Raw genomic sequence first — 18,842 nt, forward strand, 5'->3', positions numbered from 1 at the left:
AAATTACGCCTTGGCCGTTTCTGCCAGGCTCCAGGCTTTCGCCTGCAGCGCCTTGGCGCGGTCATCGTATTTGCTGTCGACCAGCTTCATCTCTTCGTCGGTCACATCGTTAAATTCATTCTTGATCAGGTCGCGGGCACGGTCCGACGACAGCGCCAGGATGGCGCCGAATTCGTCATAGGCGAGTGCCGCAAAGGCTTCGACCGTCTTGATCCCGGCCAGGCCAAGCTTGCCGGCGGTGGTGCGGTCCATGCCTTCCAGGTTCACGAGGGCTTCTTCCATCCCTTCGAGGCCTTCTTCGGAAGCGATCGCTTCGGTCACCAGCGCGTCACGGGCGCGGGTGCGCAGCTCGTTGACGGTGTCCTCGTCGAAGGACTCGATTTCCAGCATTTCGGAAATCGGGACGTACGCGATTTCTTCAAGGCTCGAGAAACCTTCGTCCACCAGGATGTCGGCCACTTCCTGGTCGACGTCCAGTTTTTCCATGAACAGGGTGCGGATCGCAGCGGTTTCCTGGGCCACCTTATTCGCCGATTCCTCGGCCGTCATGATGTTGATCTTCCAGCCGGTCAGCTCCGAGGCCAGGCGCACGTTCTGGCCCGAACGGCCGATCGCGATCGCCAGGTTTTCTTCGTCGACCACCACATCCATGGCGTGCTTGTCTTCATCGACCATGATCGAGGAGACGTTGGCCGGGGCCAGGGCGCCGATGACGAACTGGGCCGGATCGTCCGACCACAGCACGATGTCCACGCGCTCGCCGCCCAGCTCGCCGGTCACGGCCTGCACGCGCGAACCGCGCATGCCGACGCAGGTGCCGATCGGATCGATGCGCTTGTCCGCGGTGAACACGGCGATCTTGGCGCGCACGCCGGCATCACGGGCAGCCGATTTGATCTGCAGGAGGCCCTGTTCGATCTCCGGCACTTCCAGCTCGAACAGCTTCATGATGAATTCCGGCGCGGTGCGCGACAGGATCACCTGCGGGCCGCGCATGTTGCGGTCCACGCGCAGGATGTAGGCACGGACGCGGTCGCCGATACGCAGGTTCTCTTTCGGGATCATCTGGTCGCGCGGCAGGCGCGCTTCGATCTTGCCCGATTCCACGATGGCATCGCCGCGCTCCATGCGCTTGATGGTGCCGGTCACGAGCGAGTCGCCGCGCTCGAGGAAGTCTTGCAGGATCTGCTCGCGCTCGGCATCGCGCACGCGCTGTAGCACGACCTGCTTGGTGTCCTGGGCAAAGCGGCGGCCGAACTCGACCGACTCGATCGGGTCTTCGATGTATTCGTCCACTTCGATGTCCGGGATCTGTTCCACGGCTTCGAAATGCAGGATTTCCTGGTCGGGCAGCTGCAGGCCGGCGTCGTCGGGAACGACGTGCCAGCGGCGGAAGGTCTCGAATTCGCCGGTGTCGCGATCGATGCTCACGCGAATGTCGACCTCGCCTTCATAGCGTTTTTTCGTGGCTTGCGCGAGCGCGAATTCGAGCGCTCCGAAAACCACTTCCTTATCGACGTTCTTTTCGCGCGCGAGCGCATCCACCAGCAATAAAATTTCGCGACTCATGCTTTGCGACTCCTAAAATCCACCTGTGGCACCAGGCGTGCCTTGTCCAATTCGGCCAGCGTAAATTCCAACAACGCTGCGCCATCTTTATTATCAAATTCCAGACCGACCTTGTCGCCCTCGACGCCGCGCAGGATACCGGTGAAGGTTTTCCGGTTCGCGGTGCCCGGCATCGCGGCCCGCAGTTTCACCGTGCATTCGTGCCCGGCGAAGCGCGCAAAGTCGGCCAGGGTCCGTACCGGGCGATCGAGGCCCGGCGACGATACTTCCAGCCGTTCGTAATCCACATTCTCGACGGTGAACACGTGCGTCAACTGGTGGCTGACCGTGGCGCAGTCCTCGACCGTGATCGGGCCCTTCTCTTCCACGACGTCGGCGGGAAAGTCGATGTACACGCGCAGGATGCCGCGTTCGCCCCGCTCGACATCCACGAGTTCGTAGCCGAGGCCACCGACTGTCTTGGCGATAAGTTCAAACTGCTGCACGGCGCTTCTCCACGACTCGTAAATCGAAATAACAAAAAAAAAATGGGCATCTGCCCATCTTTTTGTATTCACAACCCAACCAGATGAAAGCACTTGCACCAAGAAAATACTGGGAAGAACTTTGATTAGGCTGCAAATTATACAGTGTTCCCGCCCTGCTCGCAATCGCCAGGCCAAAAATGGGACAGGCGCTGGCGAGAAAAGCAACAGTTGGCAGGATGACCATAGCGGGCATGGGCTGCATTCTACGGCATTGCAGCATTGCGTGCCCATCGTTACGGAAATTTCTCCGTAATTCAAATGTCACCGAGCGGACGAACGGCAGGCCGTCCGTCCCGGCACTCAGCCGCGGCGGCCGCGGCGCGGCAGGCCGTGCTCGGAACCGCGCGGGCCCTGGCCGCCCCGGCGCCCACCGCCGGTACCGGCAAAGCCGAAGGTGGTCTGCAGCGGATCCGGCTGCTTGGGACGGTTGCTGGTCTTGGCGCCGAACGGGCTGGCATTGCTGCCGCCGCGGCCCTTGCCCTTGCCGGCGCCCTGCCCTTGCCCCTGGCCGCGGCCCGCGCCGCTGCCAAAGCCCGGCTGGCCCAGGCCCTGCTGGCGCGGCACACCGGCGCGCACCACCGGCGGACCGAAGGGGTCCACGTTGCGGTTGGCGTCGGCGCGGTCGATGCGGTTGCCGTCCGAGCGGCGCGCGTCGTCGCGCTGGCCCTTGCCGCCCGCCTTGCCCTTGGCTTCGCCGCCCTTCTTCTCGACGCCGAACGCGGCCATCAGGGCGCGCACGTCGTTTTCCTGCAGTTCTTCCCAGCGACCGCGCTTGAGGCCGGTCGGCAGGGTCATGGCGCCGTAGCGGGTGCGGATCAGGCGCGAGACGGTCAGGCCGACCGCCTCGAACATGCGGCGCACCTCGCGGTTGCGGCCCTCGCCGATGACCACGCGGTACCAGCGGTTGATGCCTTCGCCGCCGCCGTCCTGGACTTTCGAGAACGAGGCCAGGCCGTCGTCGAGCTCGACGCCGGCCAGCAGTTTCTGGCGCATGCCTTCTTCCAGCACGCCCAGGGTGCGTACCGCGTATTCGCGGTCGATGTTGTAGCGCGGGTGCATCAGGCGATTGGCAAGGTCGCCCGAGGTCGTAAACAACAGCAGGCCCTCGGTATTGAAGTCGAGGCGGCCCACGGCCAGCCACTTGCCGGTCTTCATGGTCGGCAGGCGGTCGAACACGGACGGACGGCCTTCCGGATCGTCGTGGCTGACGATCTCGCCGGCCGGCTTGTGGTACACCAGCACGCGCGGCGGCTTGCTGTTGTTCACGCGGCGCTGGATCAGCTTGCCGTTGATGCGCACCGCGTCGGTCGGCAGGATGCGCTGGCCGATGTGGGCCGGCTCGCCGTTCACCGACACGCGGCCGGCAATGATCAGTTCTTCCATGTCGCGGCGCGAGCCCAGGCCGGCCTCGGCCAGCACCTTGTGCAGCTTCGGCGCGTCGTCGTCGGCGGTCAGGTCGCGGCGCGCGGGCTTGCTCTGGCCCTGGCCACGGCCGCCCTCGTTGGCGTCGAAGGCGTCCGAGGTCACGAACGAGAACACGGCGTCGGCATCGTTGGCCTTGCCGCGCTGCTTGCCATCCTGCTTGCCGCCCAGCCTGCCCGGCTGGCCCGGCTTGCCGCCCCTGGCGTTCTGCTGCCCCGGCTGGGCCTGTTGCCCGCCCTGCTGGCCGCGCTTGCCCTGCTGGTTGCGGCCGCGTCCTTCGCGCCTGCCCTCGGGCTGTGCCGGGGCGGCTTCGCCGGAAGCGTCTGCAACCGGGACCGCGGACGGAGCCGCAGCGGCCGTCACGGGCGCGACGGCGGCCTGCTCCTGCTGGCGCGCCTCACGCTCCTGGCGCTTTTCGCGCATCTGGCGCGGACCGCGCGGCTTGCGCTGCTCGCCTTCCACTGCCGTGGCCGGCGCTTCGGCGGCAGCCAACGGCTCGGTGGCGGGCACGGTGGCGGCCTTGGCGCGGCTCTTGCGGGGCCTGGCGGCAGCCGAGTCCGTGGATTCGGCCGCGGCGCTAGCCGCGGTGGTGGCGGCAACGGCATCGGCCGGGGCCTTCACGGCGGCCTTGCGGGTGCGCTTCGGCTTGGCCGTTTCCGGCTGCGCGCTTTCCGGCGCGCTCGCGTCCTGCGGCTCGGCCGCAATGGCAGCAGACGCTGCCGGCTTGCGGCTGCGCTTGGGTTTGGCGGGAGCGCCTTCGGCGTCGACGGGCTTGTCGTTCGGTTCAGTTGGGTTCATCGTTCGTATCTTTATTGTGCTGACCCGGCCCAGCGGCTGCCGCCGACTCATGGTCAAGATTGGGGTCAAAAGTCGGGACCTCGGGCGCCATCGCACCAGTTTCCGTATCTGTCTCGTCGGCGTCCGCCAGCGCGGGCGCCCTGTCAAAATTCTCGTTCAATGCCGCTTCCAGCGCTTCCAGGCTGCGGCTGTCGGGGCCGTCGCCGGCCGCCTGCAGCGGCGGCAGCTGCGACAGCGAGGCCAGCCCGAGGTCGTCCAGGAAAGCCTTGGTGGTACCCAGCAGCGCCGGCCGCCCCACCACCTCGCGGTGGCCAAGCACGTCGATCCATCCGCGGTCCTCGAGCAGCTTGATGGTCTGCGAGTTCACGGCCACGCCGCGGATCTCCTCGATATCGCCGCGCGTCACCGGCTGGCGGTAGGCGATGATCGCGAGCGTCTCCAGCGTCGCCCGCGAATACTTCGGCGGCTTCTCCGGCGCCAGGCGCTCGAGATAGGGCTTCATCTCGGGCCGGCTCTGGAAACGCCAGCCAGAAGCCAGGCTGACGATCTCGATGCCGCGCCCCTGCCAGTCCTGGCGTAATTCTTCCAGCAAGATCTTGATCGTGTCGCTACCGACGCCCGCGTTCAGCTGGCGTCCATGGGCATCGACTTCGGCAAACAATTTCTTCATGCCATGGATCGTCAAGGGCTCGCGCGCGCACAGCAGGGCGGTCTCGAGGACGCGCTTGGCCTCGTCAGTATTCATATCGCGGTGTCATCACGCTCGAATGCACACATCAATCTCTAACCGGTTGGCGGATGCCAGCACGCGCCGAAACCGGCCGCGGTGCGAAGGTGCTGCGCGAAAAACTCTGGAATCCGTGGCCCGGGCCGGAATGCGCCGGGCTGACAAAGGTGACGGGACTGGCGCCCATCACGGCTGCCCGCGTGTCAGGCGGGTGCAAGCTGCTGGTCTTTCAGGCGAAACGCGGCGCCGGTGAACTGCCCGTCAGGAAGGCTGGCTTCCCGGGATGCGGCGCAGGCAGGCGAACGGACGGCGGCATTTCCGACAACTGACGGCCATTGTAACCGATAAAACACGGAAACGGACAAGCTGACGGCGCCTGCCGCGCAGACTTTGCCCTTTCGGGTCAAGCGGCGCCCAGTTTTTCCGACAGAATCGCCGACACACCCAGGAAAGCCGGGTACTCGGCCGTGATCACGTAGGTCGGCACCTGGGCCAGGTAGGCGCTGAAGCGCCCCTTGTGCTCGAAGCGGCGGCGGAACGACGATGCCACGAAACGCTCGCCCAGGCGCGGCACGATGCCGCCGCCGATGTAGACGCCGCCCTGGGCGCCCAGGGTGATGGCGAGGTTGCCGGCCGCGGTGCCGAGCATGCCGCAGAAGGCTTCCAGCACCGCGTCGCACACGGCGCACTCGCCGGCCAGCGCGCGGCGCGAGATTTCCGGCGCGGCCAGGCTGTCGGGCCGCCCTGCCCGCTCGCTCAGCGCGCGGTAGATCAGCTCCACGCCGGCGCCCGACAGCAGGCGCTCGCTCGAGACATGCGGGAATTCGCGCCAGGCGTACTGCAGGATCGCGACCTCGGTCTCGTCCACCGGCGAGAAGCTGATGTGGCCGCCCTCGCTGCGCAGCGCGGTCCAGCTGGCGCCGCAGGGGATCAGGCCCGACACGCCGAGGCCGGTGCCGGCGCCCAGCAGGCCGAGCGGAGCGTCCGGCACGGGTGCGCCACCGCCGACCTGGCGCCTGTGCTCGCCCAGGTGCGGCAGCGAACGCGCCAGCGCCGAGAAATCGTTAACAACCAGCAGGGTGTCGAAACCGCACTCCTGGCGCAGCGCCTCGATCGAGAAGGCCCAGTGGTGATTGGTCATGCGGACCTGGTCCCCGGTCACCGGATTGGCGATGGCGATCGCGGCGTGGCGGATGCCACTGCTCACACCGTCCACCGAAGGCAGCGCCAGATAAGCGCGTATCGCATCGGCCAGAGTCGGGTACTGCTGGCAGGACAGGACCTCGATGGCTTCGAAGCACCCCCGGCCGCTCTCCAGCGCAAAGCGGGCGTTGGTGCCGCCAATATCGGCAAGCAGGCGCGCGCCGCCGGCGTGGGCAATGGAGACAGGATCGGGGCTGGAAGAGAAGGCGGTCATTGCAGCTAATGAAGGAGCGATGACCAAGCTTACTAAACTTTGTAGTACTCTTACAAGTACATTCTGTAGTTTAGGTACATCTGCAGTAAGGGCTGCTATCGCTGTATCGGTTTCATACACGATTTAAGTAGTCGAATTACCTCAGCAGCTCACTGGCGTCAGTTCCGGATCGACATCGCGCTGCGCGTTCCAGGCATCCAGGCCGCCGCGCAGCGGACGGGCGCGGTGGAAGCCCTTGGCCAGGAAGCGTCTGGCCAGCTCGGCCGCCGTTACGTCGTCCGGACAGCTGCAGTAAATGACGATATGGCGGTCGCGATCGATGGACGCCATCAACTGGCCTGGCTCGCAGGCGTGGAACAGCAGCGCACCGGGAATCGCCGCCTCGAGCTGGTGGGCCGTCAGGCTGCGTGCATCAACGATGAGCGGGTCATGGCCGTCTTTGAACAGCGCCTTGAGTTCGACAATGTCGATGCGTGGCACCGCCTTGTGGGCGCGCTGGCGCCGTCGTTCCATGTACTTGGCGGCGATGAACAGGGCCAGCAGCGTGGCCACGACCGCCAGCGCGGTGCCGCCGGCGGTCTGCAGCCAGCCGAGCAGGTCTTCGACGCTGTCGTGGAACAGGATGCCGAGCAGGATGCCGGTGCCGCTCCACAGGGCCGCCCCGGCCCCCGAATAGGCCAGGAACGCACGGACCGGGGTGCCGATCGCCCCCGAGAGCGGCGCAGCGATGGTGTTAAAACCGGGAACGAACTTCGAGACCAGCAGCGACTTCGCGCCGAAGCGCCGGAAGCGGTCCTCGGTCTGGTTGACGCAGGAATCGGGCGACAGCGAGATCGTGCAGAGCAGGCGCAGGATGCGCTTGCCGTAGATGCGTCCGGCACGGAACCAGAACATGTCGCAGATCAGGCAGGCGCCCACCGCGGCGAGCAGGCACAGTTGCCAGCTGAGTTCGCTATCGATCGACAGCGCGCCGGCCACGACCAGGATCGGGAACGCGGGAATGGGCAGGCCGAACTGCTCGACGAGGACGATGCCGAACACGATCAGCACACCATAAGTCTGGATGAGTTCGGCAAGTTGGCTCATCGCGCCATGGTACTGCAAAAACGCCAGGGGTAGATGGGCCCGCCCTTCTTCAGGCGGCAATCGCGGCGGCGTCGATGGCCGGATAGAATTCACGGTCTTCGCGCTTGATCCGTTCAAATAGATGACGCAACACCTGGTTGGCGTCCCGGCGAAAGCCTTCCGGTTCGCGCGCAACCTGGCGCGCCGTGTTCCACGTCGCCGCAAAGCCGAGGTAAGCCTGGGCGATGTCCTGCATTTCAGTGCGGTAGGCGCGGCTCATGTTCACCAGGCGCGTATCCGCGGATGCTTCCAGCGCCGGGTACAGGCTGCGGTCCTCGACCGCGAGATGCAGCTTGATGATCCCGCTGACTTCCACGATCTGCGCCGCGATCGCCGCAGCGTTTTCCGCCACCCCTGCGTGCGACAACTGGCGCAGGCGCGCGATGCTGGACAGGATGTCGGTGTGCTGGTGCCTGAACTTCTCGATGTTCACGATAAACCCTTTCTCTCAGGATAGGGCTTCATCTTAACATAATATGTAAATTAAATACTTGTTTAAGCAGCCTTCCCCTGGCCTGGAATCGCCGCCAGCAGGCTGCGCGTGTATTCGTGCCGAGGATTGCGGTACAGCTCGTCCGAATCCGCCATCTCGACCACGCGCCCATGGTGCATCACCATCACCTGGTCGGCGATGTACTTCACCACCGACAGGTCGTGCGAGATAAAGATATAGCTCATGCCGTATTCGTCCTGCAGGTCCTGCAGCAGGTTCAGCACCTGGGCCTGCACTGACACGTCGAGCGCCGACACCGATTCGTCGCACACCAGGATTTCCGGCTTCATGGTCAGGCAACGGGCGATCGCGATGCGCTGGCGCTGGCCGCCAGAGAACTCGTGTGGGTAGCGATGAAAAGCCTGCTCCGGCAGGCCGACGCGCGCCAGCAGCGCCTGCGCCATCCGTACCCGTTCGCCGTCGCCCGCGCCGATGCGGTGGATGCGCATCGGCTCGAGCAGGATCTGGCCCACCGTGAAACGCGGATTCAGCGAAGCATACGGGTTCTGGAACACGATCTGGATGCGCCGCTTGTAGGCCTGGTAGTCGCGCTCCGGCATCGAGAGCAGGTCGCGCCCTTCGAACAGCGCGCTGCCGCCGGTGGCACGGTGCAGGCGCAGCAGGGTCAGGCCGACCGTGGTCTTGCCGGAACCGGATTCGCCCACCACGCCCAGGGTCTTGCCGCGCGCCAGCGTGAAGGACACGTCCTGCACGGCCTTGAATTCGCGCTTGCGCAACAGGCCTTCGCGCACATGAAAACTCTTGGACAGGTTGCGCACCACCAGCAGCGGCTGGTCGTCCGGCGCGCTGCCGCGGCTGCGCTGCGGCAGCCGTTCATCGGCGCGCAGCCTGCCTTCCAGGTAGTCGTCGATCACGGGCAGGCGCAGCGGGCGCTCGTCCAGCCGCGGGCGGCAATGCAGCAGCGCGCGGGTGTAGGCGTCGGCCGGGGCGCCGAACACCTGGGCTGCGGCGCCCTCCTCGCGCACCTCGCCATGGCGCATCACGATCACACGGTCCGCGATCTCGGCCACCAGACCGAGGTCGTGGGTGATGAACAGCACCGCCATGCCATGCTTCCTTTGCAGGCGCACGATCAGCTCCACGATCGCCTTCTGGATGGTGACGTCGAGCGCCGTGGTCGGTTCGTCCGCGATCAGGAGCCGCGGTTCGCAGGCGATCGCCATCGCGATCATCACGCGCTGCTGCTGGCCGCCCGACATCTGGCTCGGGTAGGCGTCGATCTTCAGCGCCGGCTCGGGAATCCCGACCTCGGCCAGCAGCTCGAGCGTGCGCGCGCGCGCCTGCTTCGCGTTCATGCCCATGTGCCGGCGCAGCACTTCACCGATCTGGTAGCCCACCGTGAACACCGGGTTGAGCGAGGACATCGGCTCCTGGAAGATCATGGCGATCTCCTTGCCGCACAGCTTGCGGCGCTCGGCCGGCGGCAGTGCGAGAAGCTCGCGGCCCGCGAAGCGCGCGCTCGAGCCAGGCTGGATCAGCGTGGTCTCGGGCGGCAGCAGGCCCATCACGGCGAGCGAACTGACCGACTTGCCGCTGCCGGACTCGCCTACCAGCGCCACCGTGCTGTTGGCGGGCACGTCGAAGGAAATGCCCTTGACCGCCTCGACCGTGTTCTTTTTGTCGACGCGGAAGGCGATGCGCAGGTCGCGCACCTGCAGCAGCGGAGTGTTCTGGTCCATCATTTGAGTTTCGGATCGAGCGCGTCGCGCAAGGCGTCCGCGAACAGCGAAAAGGCCGTCACCAGCAGCGCCATCGCACTGGCGGCGGCCGCCAGCTGCCACCACTTGCCGAGGATGAGCTCATTTTGCGCCTCGTTCAGCATGCTGCCCCAGGACACCACGCCGACCGGCACCCCGAAACCGAGGAAGGACAGGATCACCTCGGCCTTGATGAAGCCGACCACCAGGATCGACATCTGCACCAGGGCCACGTGCGAGACGTTGGGCAGGATGTGGACGAACATGCGGCGCCAGGCGGACGCGCCGATGGCGTCGGCCGCCATCACGTATTCGCGCGCCTTGTGCTTGATGTATTCGGCGCGCATCAGGCGGTAGGGCCCGGTCCAGCCGGTGAGGCCGAGGATCAGGACGATGGTCATCACCCCTTTCTGCTGCAGCACCGCGGCCACCGTCAGGATCATCAGGATCGAGGGAATCGCCGTGAAGATGCTGTAGAACCAGTTGAACAGGTCGTCCACCAGGCCGCCGTAGAAGCCCGACAGCGCCCCGAACAGGGTGCCCAGCGCCACCGCCACGAAGGCCGCGACCAGGCCCACCACGATCGAGGTCTCGCCGCCCTTGATGGTCTTCTTGATCACGTCGTGCCCCCACTTGTCGGCGCCGAAAGGCAGCGTGCCCGATTTTGGCGGCGGCGGCGCGACGGTGGCCAGCTGCGCCCTGAGTTCGGCCAGGTCGGCGGCGAGCGGGTCGAAGGCGTTCGGCGGCCTTGCCTGCGCTTCCGGCGCCTGCGCCGCGGCCAGCGCACGCGTGCCGGCATCTTCACCGATGAAGGTGGGCGGCGCGTAGTTGACCGCCACTTCACGCTCCCAGTCGGCGGCGACCAGGCCGGCGCTCGAGGCCAGCAGCATCAGCAGGAAACCGCACACGACCGCCAGCGCGGCCATCGCGATGCGGTCGGCGCGCAAACGGCGCCAGGCCAGTGCCCACAGGCCCGGCGAATGCAGCTGCGCGCTCATCCTGGCTGCACCCTCGGATCGACCGCCCGGTACAGCAGGTCGGCCAGCAGGTTGAACAGCATGGTGGCGGCGGCGACGTAGACCGTGATCGCCTTGATCACCGGGAAGTCGCTGCGCTCCACGGCCAGGATCACTTCGCGCCCGATGCCCGGAATGCCGAAGAAGCGCTCGAGCAGGAAGGCACCGATCAGGAGGGCCGGCAGGTTGGCCATGACATGGGTGATGATCGGGATCGCCGCGTTGCGCAGCACGTGCACCCAGACCACGCGCCGCTCCGGAAGACCCTTGGCGCGCGCCGTGCGCACGTAGTCCTGCCCTACTTCGTCCAGCACGAAACTGCGGTACAGGCGCAAGGTTGGCGCGATCGATACCGCAAGGCCGATGATGATCGGCAGCAGCGCATAGCGCAGCAGGTTCTCGCCCAGGCTGTCGCCCCAGCCCTGCACCGGGAACAGGCCCAGCTTGTAGGCGAACAGGTACTGGAACACGATGATGTAGACCAGGATCGAGATCGACATGCCGACCGTGCAGGCCACCATCACGGCGCGGTCCGTGAGCGAGCCGCGCACGAAGGCGATCGCCAGCGCCAGCGCGATGCCGAGCACGGTTTCGAGGATGGTGAGCGGCACCAGCACGGTGAGCGACGGTCCCAGGCGGCTGGCGATGATCTGCGACACCGGCTCGCCCGTGCTCCAGGCATTGCCAAAGTCAAAGCTCAGGATCTGGCCGATGAAGATGCCCAGCTGCACGTAGTACGGCTGGTCGGTGCCGAGCTGGCGCCGGATGTTCTCGATCGCGGCCGTGTCGGCCATCTTGCCGGCGAGCAAATAAGCAGGGTCGCCGCCGACCCAGTTAAACAGCACGAACACCAGCACGACCACGCCGAGCATGGTCGGCAACATTTGCCAGAGACGCCGGACAATAAAGCTGAGCATGGATCTCCTGCAAAGTGAACATCGATCAAGGGCGACAAGATAGCGCAATTGTGGCGGCTTGGCAGCCCGCCATGAGGGCAGCCTTCCATTCCATTTCGTTTCCGGCCTATAACCCTAAAGGTATTTTTTGTAAAGACATATGTGCAACAGTTGTATTTTTAACTTGTACAGACATTCCGATTGACAACGTACATATAGGATTGTATTTATTGCCCTGTAGGAAAAGATGCCGCTTTTGTATGTGCATTTGGCGGTAATGTGATGAACCCTCTCCGTGGCCAGCCGCGGCGCTGCGGAGTTTACCTGGGAAGCTCGACATGATGGTTGAAACAGTAATCTCTCGTTCGGTACGACTGATGTTCGCAGGCGGCATGGCATTCGCCGCCACTGCCTATGCGCAGGAAGCGCAACAGGCTCCTGCCGCCCCTGAAGGCCAGCAACTGCAGCGCGTGGAAGTGACCGGCTCGCGCATCGCGACCGCCAATCTGGAAAGCGTGAGCCCGGTGACCGTGGTGGGCGCCAAGGACATCAAACTGGAAGGCACGCGTTCGGTGGAAAACCTGCTGAACAACCTGCCCCAGGTCTTCGCCGACCAGGGCGGCTCGATCTCGAACGGCTCGACCGGTACCGCGACTGTCAACCTGCGCAACTTCGGCGCCGACCGCACCCTGGTGCTGGTCAACGGCCGCCGCCTGCCGGCCGGCTCGCCACGCAACACCGCGGCCGACCTGAACCAGATTCCGGCGGCGCTGATCAAGCGCGTCGAAGTGCTGACCGGCGGCGCATCGGCCATCTATGGCTCGGATGCGGTGGCGGGCGTCGTCAACTTCATCATGAACGACAACTTCCAGGGCGTGCAGATCGAATCGAACTACGCGTTCTACAACCATCAGCAGAACGGTGGCGCCGCGGCCGAGGCGGCCAAGCGCCGCAACTTCCCGGTACCGGGCGACAAGGGCGCCGACGGCAAGGTCAAGGACGTCAACCTGCTGCTGGGCGGTAACTTCGCCGATGGCCGCGGCAACGCCGTCGCCTTCATCGGCTACAAGAAGGAAGATCCGCTGCTGCAGTCCGAGCGCGACTTCACCGCCTGCTCGCTGGATGGCTTCAGCTCGGGCAACACCTTCAACTGCGGCGGCTCCGGCACCAGCTTCCCGGGTCGCTTCTTCACCGACGCCGGCCAGCGTACCGTGGCCGATGCCAACGGCAACACCCGTCCCTACGTCGCCGCCACCGACCAGTACAACTATGGTCCGCTGAACTATTTCCGCCGTCCGTCCGAGCGCTATACCTTCAGCAGCTTCACGCACTACGACATCAGCGATCAGGCGCGCCTGTACACCGAAGCCAGCTTCCACGATGACCACACGGTGGCGCAGATCGCCCCGTCCGGCCTGTTCGGCTTCGACGCCTCGGGCGCCAACGCGATCCGCTGGGAAAACCCGTTCCTGTCGCCGGCCTGGAAGAGCGACCTCGGCCTGACCGGTCCGGGCGACACCGCGGACGCACTGATCTTCCGCCGCAACGTGGAAGGCGGCGGCCGCCAGGACGACCAGCGCCACACTTCCTACCGTGGCGTCATTGGCGTCAAGGGTGACGTCGGCAACTGGAGCTACGACGCCTTCGCACAGGTCGGCAAGGTGCTGTACTCGGAAACCTATTTCAACGACTTCTCGAACGTGCGCATCGGCCGCGCGCTCAACGTGGTCAACAACGCCGCCGGCCAGCCGGTCTGCCAGAGCGTCATCGACGGCACCGATCCGAACTGCGTCCCGTACAACATCTGGGCACTGGGCAAGGTCTCGCCTGAAGCCCTGGCCTACCTGCAGACGCCGGGCTTCCAGAAGGGCAGCACCCACCAGTCGGTGCAGGGCATCAACCTGTCGACCGACCTCGGCGAATACGGCATCAAGCTGCCGACCACCAGCCGCGGCATCGGCCTGGCGCTGGGCTGGGAACACCGCACCGAGAAGCTGTCCCTCGATACCGACACGGCCTACCAGACCGGCGACCTGGCCGGCCAGGGCGGCCCGACCTTCGGCGTGTCCGGCCAGTTCAGCGTGCGCGACTACTACGCCGAAGCGCGTATCCCCGTGCTGGAAAAAATGCCGTTCGCCGACTCGCTGACCCTGAATGCGTCCTACCGCAAGTCGGACTATTCGACTGGCCAGAAGACCAATTCCTACGGCGTCGGTGCTGAATGGTCGCCGGTGCAGGCCGCCAAGGTCCGCTTCAGCTACCAGCGTGCCGCGCGTGCTGCCAACGTGGTCGAACTGTTCACGCCGAGCGGCCTGAGCCTGTTCGGCATGTCGAGCGACCCGTGCGCCGGCGCCACGCCATCGGCCACCCTGGCGCAGTGCCAGCTGACCGGCGTGACCGCTGCCCAGTACGGCAAGATCGAGGATAGCCCGGCCCAGCAGTACAACAACATCACCGGCGGCAATACCGGTCTGGCGCCCGAGAAGTCGGATTCCTACACCCTGGGCCTGGTGCTGACCCCGATGCGCAACCTGAGCCTGACCATCGACGCCTTCGACATGAAAGTCGAAGGCACGATCGGCGGCCTGTCGGCGTCGACCACCCTGACCCAGTGCCTCCAGACCGGCGATCCGAAGTTCTGCTCGCTGATCCAGCGCGACCGCCTCGGCACCCTGTGGGCCCTGCCGGCCGGCCGCATCGTCGCGACCAACCAGAACCTGGGCATGAGCTCGACCCGCGGCCTCGACCTTGGTGCCAACTACGGCATGAAGATGTCCGGCATGGGCAGCCTCGACCTGTCGTACATCGGCACCATCCTGGACGAGTTCAAGCAGGAAGACTTCCCGGGTTCGGGCGAGTATGACTGCGCCGGCCTGCACGGCACCAGCTGCGGCACGCCGCTGCCGAAGTACCGCCACAAGGTGCGCGCCGTCTGGGGCACGCCTTGGGCCGGCCTGGAACTGGGCGTCACCTGGCGCTACATCAAGGGTGTGAAGCTGGACGCAACCAGCGACAACCCGCTCCTGGCCACCGACTTCGAACCGGCTGACGAGAAACTGGCCGCCCGTAATTACCTGGACCTGGTGGGCCAGTGGGCGATCAACAAGAACTTCACCCTGCGCGTCGGCATGAACAATGCGCTGGACAAGGATCCGCCGGTGACCGGTGTCGTGGCTGCGGTGTTCGGCAACGGCAATACCTACCCGCAGGTGTATGACGCCATGGGCCGCCATGTGTTCCTGAACCTGACCGCCAAGTTCTGATCCGGCATGTCACATGAAAAACGGCGCACCTCGGTGCGCCGTTTTTTTATGGGGCAGCCCGCTTATTCCGGCCGCACCCGGCGCAGCCTGACCGCCTCCGCCAGGCCTTCCATCACCTCGACGCTGGTGGTCCAGTCGATGCAGCCATCGGTCACCGACTGGCCGTAGACCAGCTCGCGTCCGGGCACCAGGTCCTGGCGCCCACCCACCAGGTGCGATTCGATCATGACGCCGACGATGCGGTCGTCGCCCGCCGCCACCTGGCGCGCGATGTCGGCGCACACCGGCACCTGGTTCTGCGGATTCTTGCTGCTGTTGGCGTGCGAGGCGTCGATCATCAGGCGGCTGGCCAGGCCATTGGCCGCCAGCTGGCGGCAGGCCTCCTCGACACTGGCCGCGTCGTAGTTCGGGGCCTTGCCGCCGCGCAGGATGATGTGGCAGTCCTCGTTGCCGGCGGTGGACACGATGGCCGAATGGCCGCCCTTGGTCACCGACAGGAAGTGATGCGGCTGCGAAGCCGCCTTGATGGCGTCGGCCGCGATCTTGATGTTGCCGTCGGTGCCGTTCTTGAAGCCCACCGGACAGGACAGGCCGGACGCCAGCTCGCGGTGCACCTGCGACTCGGTGGTGCGGGCGCCGATCGCGCCCCAGCTGACCAGGTCGGCGATGTACTGCGGGCTGATCACGTCGAGGAACTCGGTGCCGGCAGGCAGGCCGAGTTCGTTGATGTCGCGCAGCAGCGAGCGCGCCATGCGCAGGCCGTCGTTGATGCGGAAGCTGTTGTCCATGTAGGGGTCGTTGATCATGCCCTTCCAGCCGACCGTGGTGCGCGGCTTCTCGAAGTACACGCGCATGACGATCTCGAGTTCGCCGGCGAAGCGCACACGCTGTGCGGCCAGGCCGCGCGCATACTCGAGCGCCGCCTTCGGATCGTGGATCGAGCACGGGCCCACCACCACCATCAGGCGGTCATCCTGGCCGTGCAGGATGCGGTGCAGGGCGACGCGCGCGCCGGCCGCGGTCTGCTCGGCCGCCGGGCTTACCGGAAACTCGCGGATCAGGTGCGAGGGCGGCGTCAGTTCCTTCATTGCGCGGATGCGCAGGTCGTCGGTGCGGGGCATGCTGTACTCCGTGATAGCTGGTTACCTGGTCTGAAAACGAAAAAACCGCCATCGCTGGCGGTTTGTCTGGGTTGCGTCGGACTGTTTCCTGATATTCGTGAACCTGCCGCTACTCCACCGCCAAGGGGCTGGAATGGCTAAAGTAAAAATAGCAGGCAAAAACGGCGTATGCGCGCATGGAAAGTCCGAAAGGGTCCTGGGGACCGTGTTCAATCGACTATAACCCCATTGTGTAAGGCTGGCAAGCCTTTTCCGAGCAGCTCCCCTGGTACCGGGCCGCACAGCGCTCAGGCGGTGCCGCCCACGGTCACGCCTTCGATGCGCAGGGTCGGCTGGCCGACGCCGACCGGCACGCTCTGGCCTTCCTTGCCGCACACGCCGACGCCCGAATCCAGGCGCATGTCCTTGCCGATCATCGAGATATTGTTCATCACTTCCGGGCCGTTGCCGATCAGGGTCGCGCCCTTCACCGGATAGCTGATCTTGCCGTTCTCGATCATGTAGGCTTCGCTGGCCGAGAACACGAACTTGCCGTTGGTGATGTCGACCTGGCCGCCGCCGAAGTTCACCGCATACAGGCCGTTCTTCACCGAGGCCAGGATTTCTTCCGGATCCTTGTCGCCGGCCAGCATGTAGGTATTGGTCATGCGCGGCATCGGCAGGTGGGCGAAGGATTCGCGGCGGGCGTTGCCGGTGACCGGCATCTTCATCAGGCGCGCGTTCATCGTGTCCTGGATATAGCCCTTCAGGATGCCGTCCTCGATCAGGGTGGTGCACTGGGTCGGGTTGCCCTCGTCGTCCATGTTGAGCGAGCCGCGGCGGTCCTGCAGGGTGCCGTCGTCGACCACGGTGACGCCCTTGGCCGCGACGCGTTCGCCGATGCGGCCGGCGTAGGCCGAGGAACCCTTGCGGTTGAAGTCGCCTTCCAGGCCATGGCCCACCGCCTCGTGCAGCAGCACGCCGGGCCAGCCCGGGCCGAGCACGATGGTCATTGGACCGGCCGGCGCCGGACGCGCTTCCAGGTTGACGCAGGCCGACTTCACCGCCTCGGTCGCGTACCGGTCGAGCAGTTCGTCGCTGAAGTAGCCGTAGTCGTAGCGTCCGCCGCCGCCGGAAGAACCGACTTCGCGCCGGCCGTTCTGCTCGGCGATGACGGTGACCGACACGCGTACCAGCGGGCGGATGTCGGCCGCCAGCACGCCGTCGCTGCGCACCACCAGCACCACGTCGTATTCCCCGGCCAGGCCGGCCATCACCTGCACCACGCGCGGATCCTTGGCGCGCGCCATCTTCTCGACGCGCTCGAGCAGCTTCACCTTGGCGGTGGCGTCGAGCGAAGCCAGCGGATCATGTGGCAGGTAGAGCGAGCGGCCGCCGGTCGGGCGGGTCGCGCCCGCGATCTTGACGCGGCCAGCGCCGGCGCGGGCGATGGTGCGGGTGGCGGCGGCCGCATCCAGCAGCGCCGCTTCGGAAATATCGTCCGAATACGAGAACGCGGTGCGGTCGCCGGAGACGGCGCGCACGCCGACGCCCTGGTCGATCGAGAAGCTGCCGGTCTTGACGATGCCTTCTTCCAGGCTCCAGCCCTCGCTTTTCGTGAACTGGAAATACAGGTCGGCGTAGTCGACCTTGTGCGTGAACATCGAGCCCAGCGCGTTCAGCAGCTTGCCTTCGTCCAGGCCGAATGGGGTCAGCAGCACGTCGCGTGCGACAGCCAGGGAGGAAAGGTTCGGTTCGAATGGTTTCATTTTGCGTTCGGTCCTTCGTGTGGAACGGGCATTGTGCCATATCCGGCCGCTTCGTACCGGACAGCAGATCCGCTCGAAACAATGCGAGTCTGCGCCGAATTATCGGGCATGGTCGCCACATTCATTACGCGACAGCTCGGAAACGAGGCTTACGGAAATTGACCGAAAGCCCTTGGCAAATAATTCGACTCTGACCCCATTTTTACAGCTTGCGATGCTTCAGGGCCGGCAGGCTCTCGCGCACGCTGGCCAGGAAGCCATCGTCGAGCGTGCCGGTGATGACGCCCTCGCCTTCGCGCAGCACGGCCTTCACCTCGCCCCAGGGGTCGACCAGCATGCTGTGGCCGAAGGTGCGGCGGCCATTGGCGTGGGTGCCGCCCTGGGCCGCGGCCAGTACGTAGCACTGGTTCTCGATGGCGCGCGCGCGCAGCAGCACTTCCCAGTGCGCCAGGCCGGTGGTATGGGTGAAAGCGGCCGGCACCACGATCAGCGCGCACTCGCCCATCGCCCGGTACAGCTCCGGAAAGCGCAGGTCGTAGCAGACCGACAATCCAACCCGGCCGAAGGGGGCGTCGAACATGCCCACCGCTTCGCCCGGCACGATGGTGCGCGCCTCGTCGTAGGATTCGCTGCCCTTGTTGAAGCCGAACAGGTGGATCTTGTCGTAGCGGCTCACGCGCGCGCCCTGCGGATCGTAGACCAGGGTGGTATTGAGCACCCGGGCGGCGTCGGGCGAGACCAGCGGCAGGGTGCCGCCCACCAGCCAGATACCGTGCTCGCGGGCCAGCGCGGCCATGCAGTCCTGGATCGGGCCGCTGCCGTCACGCTCGGCATGCGCCAGCTTGTCGCTGTCGCTCATGCCCATGATCGGCCAGTACTCCGGCAGCGCCACCAGCTGCGCGCCCTCGGCCGCGGCCCGGGCCACCAGCCGGCGCGCGCTGGCCAGGTTCTCTTCCACCTGCGGGGTGGACACCATCTGCACTGCGGCTACCTTGGTCATTG

Annotated in this window: 16 protein-coding genes; 2 read left to right on the forward strand and 14 right to left on the reverse strand. The window is 65.7% G+C overall.

Features of this window, described 5'->3' with window-relative positions; genetic code table 11:
* Positions 1–3 precede the first annotated feature (3 nt).
* The 5 genes from nusA to scpB all read right to left on the reverse strand — a co-directional run bounded on the left by nusA (position 4) and on the right by scpB (position 5,061).
* Positions 4–1,569, reverse strand: coding sequence for a transcription termination factor NusA (gene nusA / locus LCI23_RS05260; RefSeq protein ID WP_224945053.1), 1,566 nt, complete (start codon positions 1,567–1,569; stop codon positions 4–6).
* The gene (gene rimP, locus LCI23_RS05265; protein ID WP_224945055.1) at positions 1,566–2,054 is read right to left on the reverse strand and encodes a ribosome maturation factor RimP; all 489 of its coding nucleotides are present in this window, start codon (positions 2,052–2,054) and stop codon (positions 1,566–1,568) included. The genes nusA and rimP overlap by 4 nt, the downstream gene beginning before the upstream one ends.
* The gene (locus LCI23_RS05270; protein ID WP_224945056.1) at positions 2,041–2,289 is read right to left on the reverse strand and encodes a hypothetical protein; all 249 of its coding nucleotides are present in this window, start codon (positions 2,287–2,289) and stop codon (positions 2,041–2,043) included. Before LCI23_RS05270 ends, rimP begins: the two co-directional genes overlap by 14 nt.
* Before the next feature lie 107 nt (positions 2,290–2,396).
* A complete protein-coding gene (rluB, locus tag LCI23_RS05275; protein ID WP_224945057.1) occupies positions 2,397–4,316 on the reverse strand; it encodes a 23S rRNA pseudouridine(2605) synthase RluB in 1,920 nt (639 codons plus the stop codon).
* A complete protein-coding gene (gene scpB / locus LCI23_RS05280) occupies positions 4,303–5,061 on the reverse strand; it encodes an SMC-Scp complex subunit ScpB (RefSeq protein ID WP_224945069.1) in 759 nt (252 codons plus the stop codon). Before scpB ends, rluB begins: the two co-directional genes overlap by 14 nt.
* Before the next feature lie 53 nt (positions 5,062–5,114).
* Between scpB and LCI23_RS05285 the strand changes: the two genes are divergently transcribed.
* Positions 5,115–5,372, forward strand: coding sequence for a hypothetical protein (locus tag LCI23_RS05285; RefSeq protein ID WP_224945071.1), 258 nt, complete (start codon positions 5,115–5,117; stop codon positions 5,370–5,372).
* Positions 5,373–5,446: 74 nt separating this feature from the next.
* Here the strand turns inward: LCI23_RS05285 and LCI23_RS05290 are convergent, their stop codons facing one another.
* The 6 genes from LCI23_RS05290 to LCI23_RS05315 form a co-directional block, all read right to left on the reverse strand.
* Positions 5,447–6,460 carry a glucokinase gene (locus LCI23_RS05290; protein ID WP_224945073.1) on the reverse strand — a complete coding sequence of 338 codons (1,014 nt, stop codon included), beginning with the start codon at positions 6,458–6,460 and terminating at the stop codon, positions 5,447–5,449.
* A 141-nt stretch (positions 6,461–6,601) separates the two neighbouring features.
* Positions 6,602–7,546, reverse strand: a complete 945-nt coding sequence (locus LCI23_RS05295) for a VTT domain-containing protein (protein WP_224945075.1) — start codon at positions 7,544–7,546, stop codon at positions 6,602–6,604.
* A 49-nt stretch (positions 7,547–7,595) separates the two neighbouring features.
* Positions 7,596–8,018: a hemerythrin domain-containing protein gene (locus LCI23_RS05300; protein ID WP_224945077.1), complete on the reverse strand. Its 423-nt coding sequence runs from the start codon at positions 8,016–8,018 to the stop codon at positions 7,596–7,598.
* A 62-nt stretch (positions 8,019–8,080) separates the two neighbouring features.
* The gene (locus LCI23_RS05305; RefSeq protein ID WP_224945311.1) at positions 8,081–9,778 is read right to left on the reverse strand and encodes an ABC transporter ATP-binding protein; all 1,698 of its coding nucleotides are present in this window, start codon (positions 9,776–9,778) and stop codon (positions 8,081–8,083) included.
* A complete protein-coding gene (locus tag LCI23_RS05310) occupies positions 9,778–10,794 on the reverse strand; it encodes an ABC transporter permease (protein ID WP_224945079.1) in 1,017 nt (338 codons plus the stop codon). Before LCI23_RS05310 ends, LCI23_RS05305 begins: the two co-directional genes overlap by 1 nt.
* Complete coding sequence (locus LCI23_RS05315; RefSeq protein ID WP_224945081.1) at positions 10,791–11,729, reverse strand: ABC transporter permease; 939 nt, start codon at positions 11,727–11,729, stop codon at positions 10,791–10,793. The genes LCI23_RS05310 and LCI23_RS05315 overlap by 4 nt, the downstream gene beginning before the upstream one ends.
* A gap of 371 nt (positions 11,730–12,100) precedes the next feature.
* On the opposite strand from LCI23_RS05315, the gene LCI23_RS05320 reads away from it, so the two are divergent.
* The gene (locus LCI23_RS05320; protein ID WP_224945083.1) at positions 12,101–14,971 is read left to right on the forward strand and encodes a TonB-dependent receptor domain-containing protein; all 2,871 of its coding nucleotides are present in this window, start codon (positions 12,101–12,103) and stop codon (positions 14,969–14,971) included.
* A gap of 62 nt (positions 14,972–15,033) precedes the next feature.
* Here the strand turns inward: LCI23_RS05320 and aroG are convergent, their stop codons facing one another.
* The 3 genes from aroG to LCI23_RS05335 form a co-directional block, all read right to left on the reverse strand.
* Positions 15,034–16,092, reverse strand: a complete 1,059-nt coding sequence (gene aroG, locus LCI23_RS05325; RefSeq protein WP_224945086.1) for a 3-deoxy-7-phosphoheptulonate synthase AroG — start codon at positions 16,090–16,092, stop codon at positions 15,034–15,036.
* A gap of 287 nt (positions 16,093–16,379) precedes the next feature.
* The gene (tldD, locus tag LCI23_RS05330) at positions 16,380–17,840 is read right to left on the reverse strand and encodes a metalloprotease TldD (RefSeq protein WP_224945090.1); all 1,461 of its coding nucleotides are present in this window, start codon (positions 17,838–17,840) and stop codon (positions 16,380–16,382) included.
* 202 nt (positions 17,841–18,042) lie between these two features.
* Complete coding sequence (locus tag LCI23_RS05335) at positions 18,043–18,840, reverse strand: carbon-nitrogen hydrolase family protein (RefSeq protein WP_224945092.1); 798 nt, start codon at positions 18,838–18,840, stop codon at positions 18,043–18,045.
* Between the last annotated feature and the right edge of the window lie 2 nt (positions 18,841–18,842).

Origin of the sequence: Massilia sp. MS-15 (assembly GCF_020176695.1) — a bacterium.
GTDB lineage: Bacteria > Pseudomonadota > Gammaproteobacteria > Burkholderiales > Burkholderiaceae_D > Telluria > Telluria hydrophila.